This is a genomic window from Kitasatospora sp. NPDC098663, from assembly GCF_044760075.1.
GTDB lineage: Bacteria > Actinomycetota > Actinomycetes > Streptomycetales > Streptomycetaceae > Kitasatospora.
Map to the genome: position 1 here is coordinate 132,081 of NZ_JBIWAP010000018.1, position 12,452 is coordinate 144,532.

The window sequence follows — 12,452 nt, forward strand, 5'->3', positions numbered from 1 at the left end:
GAGTTCGGATGACCGACGAGCGGGCCCACGGGTTCACCGACGACGCCCTCGGCGCGCACGACGCCGTGGCCCTGGCCGCCCTCGTCCGCGCCGGCGAGGTGGCCCCCGTCGAACTGGCCGCGGCCGCCACCGCCCGCGCCGCCCGGATCGACCGGACGCTCACCCCCGTCGCCCACCCGTCCTACGACCGGCCCCGGCTCGGCCCGGACGGCACCGACGGCCCGCTGTACGGCGTCCCCACCTTCCTCAAGGACAACGTCGACCTGCGCGGCCTGCCGACCGGCATGGGCAGCGAGGCCTTCCAGGCCCGCCCGGCCCGGCGCAACTCCCGCTTCACCGACCAGTTCCTCGCCACCGGCCTGGCCGTCCTCGGCAAGACCCGGCTGCCCGAGTTCGGCCTCAACGCCTCCACCGAGTTCGCCACCGCCCAGCCGGTGCGCAACCCGTGGAAGCCCTCGCACTCGGCCGGCGCCTCCTCCGGCGGCTCGGCCGCGCTGGTCGCCGCCGGAGTGGTGCCGATCGCGCACGCCAACGACGGCGGCGGATCGATCCGCATCCCGGCCGCCTGCTGCGGACTGGTCGGACTCAAGCCCACCCGGGGCCGCCTGGTCACCAACGCCCAGAGCGGCAAGCTGCCGATCGACCTCGTCACCGACGGCGTGCTCACCCGCTCCGTCCGCGACACCGCCGCCTTCTACGCCGCCGCCGAGCGCCACCACCGCAACCCCGCGCTGCCCCCGCTCGGCCTGGTCGAAGGCCCGGGGCGGCGCCGGCTGCGGATCGGACTGGTCGTGGACTCGCCGCTCGCCACCACCGACGGACCCACCCGCGCCGCCGTCGAGCAGACCGCCGCCCGGCTGGCGGCACTGGGCCACCACGTCGAGGAGACCACCCTGCCGTTCGGCGAGGAGTTCTCCCGCGACTTCGTCCTCTACTGGGGCTACATCGCCTTCGCCATCGCGATCAGCGGCCGGCTGGTGCTGGACCGCAGCTTCCGGATCAACCGGCTCGACGGCCTGACCACCGGGCTGCGCCGGCTCTACCAGCGGGAGTTCCTGCACACCCCGGCCGTGCTGCGTCGACTGCGCGCCGCCGAAGCCGCGTACGCGGGCCTCTTCCGCACCCACGACGCGATCCTCTCGCCGGTCCTCGCGCACACCGCCCCGCCGATCGGCCACCTCAGCCCGAACGTGGCCTTCGACGAGCTGATCGAGCGCCTCCAGCGCTACGTGGCCTTCACCCCGGTCAACAACGTGACCGGCGGCCCCGGCATCGCCCTGCCCACCGGCGCCGCACCGAGCGGCCTGCCGATCGGCGTGCACCTGTCGGCCGCGCACGGGCAGGAGCGGCTGCTGCTGGAGCTGGCCTTCGAACTGGAGGCGGACCGGCCCTGGCGGCGGATCCAGGACTGACCCGGCCCCCGGCCGGCCCGGCCCTCAGGCGGGCACCACCGCCCGGGCCGCCTGCACCTCGCGGTGCAGCCGGCCCAGCGCGCAGTCGGGCGGGAGGGCGTCCGGCCCGGCCTCGGGCAGCGGCCCGCCGCTGCGCAGCGCCCCGGCCAGGTCGCCCAGCTCCCGGACGACGGCGCCGACCTCGGCCGGGGACGGCGCCGGAGCGCCGTGCTCGACCCGGACCCGGGTGGCGGTCGTGGTGTCCACGATCCGCTCGACCGCGATCACCAGCGGCCACCAGGCCTCGGCCCGGGCCCCGACCGGCGGCGGTTCGGTGAGCGCCCGCTGGAACTCGCTGCGCACGGCGGACAGGTCCCGGTAGAGCCGCCGCCGGTACCGGGCGCGGGCCGGCTGGTCGGCCCCGGGCGCGGTGGTGAAGGCCAGCGAGACGTACGCGGCGGTGTCCGCGACGGCGTCGGCCAGCCGCTCCCCGATCCGGGTGTGCCAGGAGTCCGGCCACAGCAGGTAGCCGGTCAGCAGCGCGATGCCGCAGCCGATCAGCGAGTCGTACAGCCGGGGCAGCACCAGGTGGAAGCCCCGGTGGTTGAGCAGGTCGGAGAGCAGCAGGATCACCGGGGTGATCGCCGCGGTCTGGAACGCGTACCCCTTCGCCGACAGCACCGGGATCAGGGTCGCCAGCGCCGCCATCACCGGCACGTCCCACCAGCCGTGCGGCACCTCGGCCAGCACCGGGATGGCGACCAGCAGCCCGGCGGCGGTGCCGAGCGCGCGCAGCACCGCCCGGGAGAACACCGAGCCGAAGTCGGGTTTCAGCACGAAGGTGACGGTCAGCGACACCCAGTACGAGCGGGGCACCGCGATCACCGACACCAGGATCTGGGCGAGGCCGATGCACAGCGCCAGCCGCAGCCCGTACCGCCAGGACGCCCGGGACAGCAGCAGCGCGTGGGCGGCCCGGCGGGCGCGGATCCGCAGTGCGGCGGGCCGGCCGAGCGGGTCGTCGCCGGCGTACGGGTCGGGTGCGGGCTCGTGCGCGACGGCCCGGGCGTGGCCGATCGCGGCGACCAGGGCGCGGGTGGACGGTCCGGCCGGATCGGGCAGTCCGGGCGGCGGGGTCGGCGCGGCGCGGCCCCGCTCGACGGCCGCGGCCAGCTCGCGCACCGCCGCCGGGTAGGCGGGCGGTAGCGGACCGTACTCGCGTGGGCGCAGCTGCGCCGCCGAGGCGGCCTCCACCACCGGGATGGCGGCGTTGAGCTGGGCGAGCAGCCGGACCAGGGTGGGGGAGCGGCCGTGCCGGCGGGCCCGCCGGGCGAGCAGCAGGTCGTAGGACTGGTTCAGCGACTGGGTGAGCGCCTGGCGCGCGTCGTCGGCTCCGGGGGTGCCGGCGGCCTCCAGGAAGTCGGCGACCGACCGGTAGGTGCCGGCCACGGCGGAGCGCTCCGGCGCGCCGCCGCGCAGCGGCCAGGCGAGCAGGGTGAGGCCGAGCACCAACAGGCCGCCGAGCAGCAGCAGTCCGGGCGGCAGCCACCAAGGGGAGGGCAGCGGCAGCCCGGCGCCGACCACCGCGTTGAGCAGGAGGAGCAGTCCGGACACCGAGGCGACCGCGCCGATCGAGGAGATCATGCCGGAGACCAGGGCGACGGCGGTCAGCACGGCGACGGCCGTCCAGCCCGCACCGTACACCAGGGTGCCGAGCAGGATCCCGAGGGCGCCGAAGAGCTGCGGCACGGCGATGTTGAACACCCGCATCCGGTAGGCGTCCGCGGTGTCCCCGATGACCCCGGACAGCGCACCCATCGACACCAGCGCGCCGTACCCGGGCCGGTCGGTGGCCGTGCCGACCGCGAGCGGCGCGGCCAGCGCCACCGAGGCCCGGGCGGCGGCGGCCCAGGGGACCGGCGCGGCCTTGGGGCGCAGGCTCGCGGTCAGCCAGCCGGGCGGGGTGAGCCGGGTGGCGGCGGGGCGGTGTGCCATAGGCCCAACGTACGGCGCGAAGGACGGGGCGCAACGCTGGGGAACGCGTTTCGGTTCACGTCCGGGTATGTCAATTCCCGAAACATACCCCTGCTTATGTCACTCTCCGAAACATAAAGCGAACCCCGAGGGGCCATCTGAACTGCGCGGATTTCCCTATTGGTAACCAGCCGTCGAGGGTTGACACCATTAGTTGGTCTAGTCCAACGTATGAGGGGCGCGGTTCGGCAGGGGCTGAGGCGGGGTGAGAGGCCGTGCCGGACCGATGAGTTGGCCCCCTGACGTGGCGGAACCTTGCACGGCCGGGGCCCGGGCGAGGTGGAGCGCATGCGGACGGCATGCGGTCCACGGACTGAATTCCACGCACGGCCGGTGACGGGCCGTCGGCTCGCCGTGCCCGCACTGTGCGTCCAGGAAGCGCTGCGTCGACTACGAACCATGGAGTGACTGCCCATGCCGAGCCCTGACGGATATCTGCACCGAGCCGCCTCGGCGCGCCCCTACTTCAGCGAGGACGGGGAGAGCTACCTCGCGCGCACGGCGCTGCGCGAGGTCCGCAAGGAGCGTCCGCTGCGGGTGCTCTCCGAGGAGGACTTCGCGTTCTGGCAGACCTACGGCTACATCGTGGTCAAGGAGGCCGTCCCGGCCGAGGCCGCACGGCGCCTGCTCGACTTCGCCTGGGACTTCCAGGGCCTCTCGCCCGACCGCCCCGAGGACTGGTACCGCGAACGCGACTACCGCGACGAACTCGACCGGGAACTGCACATCTACGGCTTCGTCGAGGCCTACCACCACCAGCTGATCTGGGACAGTCGGCAGGCCCGGAGGGTCTACGACGCCTTCGTCGACGTCTGGGACTGCGAGGAGCTCTGGGTCACCCTCGACCGGCTCAACCTCAACCCGCCGAACATCCGCAACCGCGACCGCGCGCTGATCGAGCCCACCGACCGGGGCTTCGACATCGAACTGCACTGGGACGTCGACACCACCCAGGGCATGCTGCCCCAGCGCGTCCAGGGCATCATCGCGCTCGACGACACCCGGCCCGACCACGGCGGCTTCCAGTGCAACCCGGAGCTGTTCCGCCGCTTCAACGAGTGGCAGGCCGCCCAGGCCGCCGACCGCGACCCGATCCGCCCGGACGTCGACCGCACCGAGTTCCCGGTGGTGCGGCCCGAGTTGAAGGCCGGCGACCTGCTGATCTGGAACGGCCTGCTCGCCCACGGCGTCGCCCGCAACACCTCCGAGAGCGGCGTCCGCGCCGTGCAGTACCTGTCGATGATGCCCGCGCTGGAGGAGGCCGCGCAGATGCGCCGCTCCCGGGTGGAGTCCTGGCGCACCCTCGCCACCCCGGACTGGAACCGCACCCTGGTCGGCGACGCGACCCGCCACGAGTCGCTGCGCTACGGGCCCGCCGAACTCACCGAACTCGGTGAGCGGCTGCTCGGCCTGCGCTCCTGGCACGACCCGGAGCCCACGGGCGACCGGCCCGCCCCGCAGCAGCCCGCCGAGTCCGCGGGGGAGCCGGCATGCGCGCCGTCTGCCTGACCCTGCCCACCAACCGCGAGTGCGCGGCCACCATCGCCGCGATCGGCGCCGAAGCCGCCTACGCCGCACGGCGGTTCGGCGTCCGGGTGCACCTGCTGATCCTCGACTCCGCCGACCCGGCCACCTACCGGCGGCACGCCGAGGCCGTCGCCGCGCTGCCCGCCGTCGGGTCCGGTGCCGCGTCGGGTGCCGCGTCCGCCGTCGGGTCCGGTGCCGGGTCCGGTGCCGCTTTCGAGGTCGGGGAGGTGGTCGTCCACCACCTCGACGAGGCCGCCCAACGCGGCTTCCTGCGCGACGTGATCGAGCGCTCCGGCACCGCCGGCCCGGACGGGCGGCCCGGCGACAAGCTGCTCGACCTGATGCTCCCCGACGCCGTCTCCTACGGCGCCTGCACCAACCGGGCGTTCCTGCTCGCCGGCGCGCTCGGCTGCGCCTCCGTGCACCGCCGCGACTCCGACAGCGCGTACCAACTGCTCGACGGCGAACCGGTGTTCCCGATCGAGCACGAACTCGCCACGCTCGGCCTCAAGGCGGCCGACGCGGCCGCCGCCGTCACCGAGGTCACCCTCGACCCGGTGCACGCCGACAAGCCCGTCGCCCTGGTCGGCGGCTCCTTCGTCGGTGAACTCTCCGTCGACATCGGCGAGATCCGCGAACTCGACCCGGACGCCTACCACCAGGTCGTCGCGCTCTGGGCGCCCACCGGCGCGAGCGAGCGGGAACGCCGCGAACTCGTCGCCGACTCCTTCACCGGCGGCGGCACCGACCCGTTCCGCCACGACCGCGCCGTGCTCGACCTGCCCGACATCTGGCGGATCGACATGTGCAACGTCGCCCTCGACCACGAGGTCTACGACCGCGTCCCGCTGCCGCCCGCCACCGCCACCATCGGCAGCGACTACTTCCTGCTGCACCTCGTCCGCGACGCCACCCTGCCCGGCGTCGTCCACAACCGGCACATCGTCAACTACTACACCCCGGAACGGCGCACCGGCACGGGCTTCACCGCCTACCAGCTGCGCTACGCCAAGTTCCTGCTCTCCATGCTCTACCTGTACCCGGTCTACTCCGAGATGGAGGCGGCCGGCGGGTCCCTCCTCGACGAGGCGAACCACATCCGCGCCGACGTCATCGCCGACTCCGCCCGCCGCAGCGCCGCGACGGACCGCGCGGAGAACCACCGACGGCTCGACGCGCTGGACCACTGCTACCGGCGACTCGGCGGGAAGTACGCCGAGTTCGCCGACCACCTGGCGCCCCAGCGGGCGCGTCTGCTCGACGAAGCGCAGGCGGACATCGAGGACTTCGCGCTGCTGATCGACGCGTGGGGCCCGCTCATGCGGGCGAGCAAGGCCACGCCCGCCGACCGGCTGCCGCGGTAGCCGCACCGGGAGCCATTCGTGATACGTCAGACCATCGCCCACCGCGCCCCGGCGCACCACACCACCGCCCACACCGGCGTCGCGCCCGACCCGGCCGCGCACGACCGGACGGCGCTCCGCGCCGCCCTCGCCGCCGCCACCGACGACCGGATCATCTACGACCTCGACGGCATCGAGCGCCAGTACACCGACCTGATCGGCGAACTGCCCGACGTCGCCGTCCGGTTCGCCATGAAGGCCTGCCCGGTGGACGAGGTGCTCGGCCGCCTCGCCGCCCTCGGCTCCGGCTTCGACGCGGCCAGCCCGCAGGAGATCGCCCAGGCCCTGCGCACCGGGGTGAGCCCCGACCGAATCCACTACGGCAACACCATCAAGTCCGACCGCAACATCGCCGAGGCCTACCGGCTGGGCGTGCGCGACTTCGCCACCGACAGCCTGGAGGACGTCGCCGCCATCGCCGAACACGCCCCCGGCTCCCGGGTGTTCTGCCGGGTCGCCACCTCGGGCGACGGCGCGCTGTGGGGCCTGAGCCGCAAGTTCGGCTGCTCGCCCGAGGACGCCCTGCGCGTCCTGGACGCCGCCCGCTCGGCCGGCCTCACCCCGTCCGGACTCTCCGTGCACGTCGGCTCCCAGCAGATGACCGCCGAAGCCTGGGGCGCCGCCGTCGACTCGCTCGCCGCCGTCCTGGAGGCGCTCAACTGGCGCGGCATCACCCCGCAGCGGATCAACCTCGGCGGCGGCCTGCCCGCCCTCGGCGTCCTGGACCGGCACGGCCGCCCGCTCGACCCGCCGCTGGACAAGATGTTCGCGGTCATCCGCGAGGGCATGGACCGGCTGCGCACCGTCAACGCCGCGCCGCTGGACTTCCTGCTGGAGCCCGGCCGGCACCTGGTCGCCGACCACGGCGCCATCCGCGCCCACGTCGCCCGGCTCTCCTCCCGGCACCAGCTCGACGGCACCCGCGAGGACTGGCTCTTCCTGAGCTGCGGCAAGTTCAACGGCCTGTACGAGATGGACGAGCTCCAGTACCGGCTCGAATTCCCCACCCACCCCGGCGGCCAGTTCGTCAACGCCGTCATCGCCGGCCCGACCTGCGACAGCGACGACGCGTACGCCCAGGAGGACGGCCTGGTGCGCGTCCCGCGCGCGATCGCCTCCGGCGAACCGGTCTGGATCCACTCCTGCGGCGCCTACGCCACCGCCTACACCACCCAGGGGTTCAACGGCTTCGAGCCGCTGCCCTACACCTGCATCGGCCAGACCGGCGGTCCGGACGGAGACTCGGGCAGATGACCGACCTCCGCATCCGGCTGCTCCAGGAGGGGGACTGGGACGGCGTCGTCGCGCTGGAGGAGCGCGCCTACGCCGCCAGCGGCCTGTCCGAAGGCCGCGAGGCGCTGCGCTCCCGCCACCGCGCCTCGCCCGACACCTGCTTCGTCCTGGAGCACGCCGGCGGCCTCGGCGGCTACCTGCTGGCCCTGCCCTACCCGCTGTTCCAGTGCCCGGACCTCAGCCGGGCCGAGGCCGGCGGCGTCCGCGCGACCAACATGCACCTCCACGACCTGGTCGTCGCCGAGGAGTTGCGCGGCCGCGGCCTGGCCCACCGGATGCTGCGCGGCCTGGAGGAGGTGGCCCGGGCCCGCGGCTACCGCACCATGTCCCTGGTCGCCGTCCGCGGCTCGCAGGTGGTGTGGGCCCCGCTGGGCTACCGCGCCCGCCCCGAGATCGGACTGCCCGGGAGCTACGGCCCCGAGGCGCTCTACATGGCGATGCCGCTGAGCCCGGCCGCTGCTTCTGTCGCCGTCCCGGCCCCGTCCGCCGTCCCGTCCGCCGTCCCGTCCGCCGTCCAGGCGCTGACCCCCTCCACCGACCCGTCCCCCGGGTTCCCACCCAGAGCCGAAGTGGGCTGATGCACATGTCCCCCGTTCGCGACGACTTCCGCCGGTCCCAACTGGCCATCGCCGCACTGTTCTTCCTGCTCGGATTCCAGTACGCGACCTGGGTCTCCCGGATCCCCGCGCTGAAGACCCGGCTCGACCTCGGCGAGGCCCAGATCGGCCTGCTGCTGATGACCTGCGGGGTCGGCGCGGCGGTGTCCTTCCCGCTGGTCGCGGTGCTGATGCGGCGGTTCGGTTCCCGCCTGCTGTCCGTGCTCTCCGCGCTCGCCCTCGGCGGCGTCCTGGTCGCCCTGTCCGTGGTGCCCGACTACCCGCTCACCCTGCTGGTGCTGTTCTGCGACGGCGTCGCCGTGGGCTGCCTGAACGTCGCGATGAACGCCCAGGGCGCGGCGCTGGAGGCCCGCTACGCGCGGACCACCATGTCCCGCCTGCACGCCACCTTCAGCGCCGGCTCGCTGCTCGCCGCGCTGCTCGCCTCCGGCGTCACCGCCTTCACCGGCACGCTCGCCGTGCACTTCGGGGTCGCCGCCGCGCTGCTCGCGGTGCTGGTCGTGGCCGCCAGGCCCGGACTGCTCACGGACGACGCACCGGCCGCGGCGCAGGACGGGCCGGACCAGACGCAGGCGTCCGCCGCGAAGAAGGACCGCCGCCGCTTCGTCCTCCCGGCCGCGGCGACCCTCTGGATGGGCCTGGCGATGGTGTTCGGCACCGTTACCGAGGGCGCCATGAACGACTGGTCCGCGCTGTACCTCAAGGACGTCGTGAACGCGGGTGCCGGGCTCGCCCCGCTGGGCATCGCCGTCGTCTCGGTGATGATGGTGCTCGCCCGGATCTTCGCGGACGGCTGGCGCACCCGCTTCGGCGACGGCCGGATCGTGCGGACCGGCAGCCTGCTGGCCGGCGCCGGACTGGCCCTCGCGCTGCTCGTCGGCGGCGTCGTGCCGACCCTGATCGGCTTCGCCTGCGTCGGCCTCGGCGTCGCGGCGGTCACCCCGTGCGTCTACGTCGCCGCGGCCCGCCAGGGCTCGGACGCGCTCTCCCTGGTCGCCGCGATGGGCACCACCGGGCTGCTCGCCGGGCCCGCCGTGATCGGCTTCATCGCCGACGCCACCAGCCTGGTGTGGGGCATGGCCGCCGTAGCCGTCTCCGCCGCGGTCGTCTCGCTCTGCGCCACCCGGATCAGCTGGCCCGCCCCGGAGCCCCGCCCCGAGCCCCATCCCGAGCCCCGTCCCGAGACCCGCGACGGCCGACTCGCCCCGGACGGGACCTAGCTTCGATGCCGGTGGCTCTGGCGGCTTCCAGGGCGAGTTTTCGCAGGTCAGTACCCTATGGAGCCCGTTTGAGTAAGTGGCGTTTGCCCTAGCTTCCCGCGTCGGTGCGGCTCCGGCGCCGGTAGCGCAGCACCTGCCGGAGCAGGAGGACCGCGACCAGCAGCCCGAGGCCGATCGCGAACCAGAGCTGGTAGCGGATCGCCGTCCGGTAGACGGCGCCGATGTTGGCCCCGGCCACGTAGCCGAAGGCGCCCCAGACGCCCGTCCACAGCGCGGCGCCGAGCAGGTTGAACGGTTGGAACCGGCGCCAGGGCATCTCCGTCGTCCCGGCGATGATGCCGTTGGTCTGGCGCAGCCCGTCCACGAACCGGGCGACCGTGACGACCTTGCCGCCGTGCCGGGCGAAGAAGCCGTCCGCGCGCTCCATCCGGGCCGGGGTGAGCAGCACGTAGCGGCCCCAGCGGTGGACGAAGGCGCGCCCGCCGGTACGGCCGATCAGGTAGCCGAGGCTGTTGCCGAGCGCGGCGGCGCCGATGGCGATCAGGAGGACGGCGGCGAAGTCCAGGTGGCCGCTGCCGGCGTACACGGAGGCGAGCACCAGGACGGTCTGCCCGGGCACCGGGACGCCGCAGTTGTCGAGCAGCACGAGCAGCGCCACCGCGAGGTACCCGTAGTGGTCCAGCAGTGGCGCGAGCCCGGCGAGCGCTCCGGGCAGCGGGGTCGTGGGGGCGGACACCGCTGCTCACCACCTCGCCCGGGTGGGGTGCGGGGCGGTGGGGGAGTCGGTCAGCGGTCCGCCGTGCGGTGCTCGATGTTGCAGTCGGGGCCGGGGTAGATCAGGCCCTCGTGGCCGTCCTCGAAGCGGACCACGTACGGCGGTTCGCCGTCGGTGCCGCGCACCTCGACGATCTCGCCCTTCTGGTCCGTCATGCCCACCGACCTGCTGTGGATGTGGAGCTGGTCACCTACCGCTGCCTGCATGGTCTGCTCCTCGGGTCGTGGCGGCCGCCTCCGCGGCCGTTCCGCTTTCCACTGTGCTGCGGCGGAGGCGGGCCCGCAACGGCGCGGGCGGACGGGACGCGCGGGACGGATGGCGGGGAAGGGCGTGCGGGGACCGGGCTCAGCCGGCGGGCGGCTGCTCCGCGAGGTAGCCGCGGACCAGCCGCTTGCACTCGGCGATCAGCGCCGGATCGCCCTGCGGATCGCCGCGGAAGGCCAGCTTGAGCACCGCGTCGGCGGCCTCCAGGGCGACCCGCAGGGCGAGGGTGAGCGCCGCCGGGTCGCCGGTGGCGAACACCTCGCCGCCGAGCGCCTGGAGACGCAGCGCGACGGCGGTGTTGTTGTCCACGCCCGGGTCGAGCAGGTGCCGGTCGTCCCGCAGCCCGGCGGGGGCGGCCGCGTCGGCGAGGCCGAAGTCGAGCTGGCCGAATCCGGGTACCGCGCGCTTCATCGCGACGAACTCCTCCACCGCGAGGTCGGTGAACCCGGCCGGGCCGAGGGGCGCGGCGGTCGCCAGCCGGTGGTCGAGCCGCTGGAGGTAGCGGTCGAGGTTGCGGCCGGCGAGGGCGGCCAGCAGGTCCTCCTTGCCGGAGAAGAACTGGTACAGGGTGCCGATCGGCACCTGGGCGCGCTGGGCGACCTCCTTCGTGGTGAGCGCGGTGGCGCCGACCTCGTCGAGCAGCCCGGCGCAGGCGTCGAGGATCCGGCCATACCGCTCCTGGCTGCGCTGCTGGACCGGACGGCGCCTGGTCACGGGGCCCCGCCCGGCGCTCTCGTGACTCCTGGTGTCGCCGCTCATGACGTCACTGTGCCGCATCCGCTGTGCCAGCGGCGAATCACCGGGGCGCAACGGGTCACGAGTTTCGGGCGGGAAACGAGTCGATCGGTGGCTGGAGCTGAACGTCACGGTGGCGGGAAGATGTCCACGAGTCGGCGATGGTCTTGTGGTGGACACGAACAACGGTTCATACTCCTCAGCGGATACCTTGCGTGATCAACTCGTGCCCTTTCGTGGTGAACGTGTGTCAGCTGTGGCGACGACGGACGAACCCGGCGCCACCCGAGGTCTGGATGATCCCGTGCGTTTCATACAACCTGTTCAGGTCCGATCCGCCGTGCCCGACTGTGCGACCCGTCATCCGGAAGGAGGGGGCCGGTTCGGTGACGCAGACTTCCGGAGGGCGTGAAGCCCTAGACACCGAGCAACACCGCCAGTTCCTGGAGTCCGGATACCTGGTCCTGCCCGGCCTGGTGCCGGAGCCGCTCGGGGCCAGGCTCGCCCCCGAGGTCGACCGCTGGGTGGACGAGGGCCTACGGGCCCGCTCGATAGCCGCCTGCACCGACCCCGCCCGGCACGGCCCGCCCCCGGTACTGGAGCTGGAACTGCCGGCCCACGGCGAACTCCTCACCCACCCACCGCTGTTACGGACGCTGGCCGGTCTGATGGGGCCGTCCTTCGTCTTCCACCACCTGCACAGCGACCGCCAGGCCCCGGGGATCCCCGGCAAGGCCTGGCACCACGACTGCGAGCCCAACGACCGCGCCGACCCGTCGCTGCTGATGGTCCACGCGCTGCACTACCTCGGCGGCCTGGACGAGAAGGTCGGCAGCCTGGCCGTCCTGCCCGGTTCGCACCGGCGTACCGTCGGCAAGACGGCGTACGCCCACCACGGCACCGCCGAACTGCCCGGCGAGGTGGTCATCGACCGGCTGCCGCCCGGCTCCACGGTGCTGCTCAACTCGGCGCTGTTCCACACCCGCAGACCGGCGCCGGACGGCCCGGGCAGGCCCCGCTACTTCATCGACGCCTCCTACTGCCAGGTGGGGGCGCGCTGGCGCCCGGTGAAGCCGCACTGGCGGCTGATGCTCGCCCGGGCCCGTGAACTCGGCCTGGCCGAGGGCCGGTGGCCGGAACTGTTCGCGGAACGGCACTTCACCGAGTACGTCGGAACCGCCTGACCGGAACCG

11 protein-coding genes are annotated in these 12,452 nt (G+C 73.8%); 7 read left to right on the plus strand and 4 right to left on the minus strand.

Annotated elements, in window-relative coordinates:
* The first annotated feature begins 8 nt into the window (after positions 1 to 8).
* On the plus strand, positions 9 to 1,412 hold the full coding sequence (locus ACIQVZ_RS21040; protein ID WP_402451940.1) for an amidase: 1,404 nt from the start codon (positions 9 to 11) through the stop codon (positions 1,410 to 1,412).
* A gap of 24 nt (positions 1,413 to 1,436) precedes the next feature.
* Here the strand turns inward: ACIQVZ_RS21040 and ACIQVZ_RS21045 are convergent, their stop codons facing one another.
* Complete coding sequence (locus tag ACIQVZ_RS21045; protein ID WP_402451942.1) at positions 1,437 to 3,386, minus strand: FUSC family protein; 1,950 nt, start codon at positions 3,384 to 3,386, stop codon at positions 1,437 to 1,439.
* Positions 3,387 to 3,839: 453 nt separating this feature from the next.
* Here ACIQVZ_RS21045 and ACIQVZ_RS21050 point away from each other — a divergent pair, with 453 nt between their 5' ends.
* From ACIQVZ_RS21050 to ACIQVZ_RS21070, 5 genes are all read left to right on the plus strand, one after another.
* Positions 3,840 to 4,934, plus strand: a complete 1,095-nt coding sequence (locus ACIQVZ_RS21050) for a phytanoyl-CoA dioxygenase family protein (RefSeq protein ID WP_402451944.1) — start codon at positions 3,840 to 3,842, stop codon at positions 4,932 to 4,934.
* Entirely contained in the window at positions 4,916 to 6,316 is a 1,401-nt protein-coding gene (locus ACIQVZ_RS21055; RefSeq protein ID WP_402451946.1) for a DUF6271 family protein, read from the plus strand. The genes ACIQVZ_RS21050 and ACIQVZ_RS21055 overlap by 19 nt, the downstream gene beginning before the upstream one ends.
* 150 nt (positions 6,317 to 6,466) lie before the next feature.
* Positions 6,467 to 7,609, plus strand: a complete 1,143-nt coding sequence (locus tag ACIQVZ_RS21060) for a type III PLP-dependent enzyme (RefSeq protein ID WP_402452013.1) — start codon at positions 6,467 to 6,469, stop codon at positions 7,607 to 7,609.
* Complete coding sequence (locus tag ACIQVZ_RS21065) at positions 7,606 to 8,226, plus strand: GNAT family N-acetyltransferase (protein ID WP_402451948.1); 621 nt, start codon at positions 7,606 to 7,608, stop codon at positions 8,224 to 8,226. The genes ACIQVZ_RS21060 and ACIQVZ_RS21065 overlap by 4 nt, the downstream gene beginning before the upstream one ends.
* Before the next feature lie 5 nt (positions 8,227 to 8,231).
* Positions 8,232 to 9,485 (plus strand): MFS transporter, encoded by a 1,254-nt coding sequence (locus ACIQVZ_RS21070; RefSeq protein ID WP_402451949.1) that lies wholly within the window; start codon positions 8,232 to 8,234, stop codon positions 9,483 to 9,485.
* Positions 9,486 to 9,573: 88 nt separating this feature from the next.
* On the opposite strand, the gene ACIQVZ_RS21075 is transcribed toward ACIQVZ_RS21070, so the two are convergent.
* From ACIQVZ_RS21075 to ACIQVZ_RS21085, 3 genes are all read right to left on the minus strand, one after another.
* Positions 9,574 to 10,221: a DedA family protein gene (locus ACIQVZ_RS21075; RefSeq protein ID WP_350883984.1), complete on the minus strand. Its 648-nt coding sequence runs from the start codon at positions 10,219 to 10,221 to the stop codon at positions 9,574 to 9,576.
* Between the two features lie 50 nt (positions 10,222 to 10,271).
* On the minus strand, positions 10,272 to 10,466 hold the full coding sequence (locus tag ACIQVZ_RS21080) for a DUF1918 domain-containing protein (protein WP_350883986.1): 195 nt from the start codon (positions 10,464 to 10,466) through the stop codon (positions 10,272 to 10,274).
* 139 nt (positions 10,467 to 10,605) lie between these two features.
* Positions 10,606 to 11,283: a TetR/AcrR family transcriptional regulator gene (locus ACIQVZ_RS21085; RefSeq protein ID WP_350883988.1), complete on the minus strand. Its 678-nt coding sequence runs from the start codon at positions 11,281 to 11,283 to the stop codon at positions 10,606 to 10,608.
* Positions 11,284 to 11,645: 362 nt separating this feature from the next.
* Between ACIQVZ_RS21085 and ACIQVZ_RS21090 the strand changes: the two genes are divergently transcribed.
* A complete protein-coding gene (locus tag ACIQVZ_RS21090) occupies positions 11,646 to 12,443 on the plus strand; it encodes a phytanoyl-CoA dioxygenase family protein (protein ID WP_402451953.1) in 798 nt (265 codons plus the stop codon).
* Positions 12,444 to 12,452: the final 9 nt, after the last annotated feature.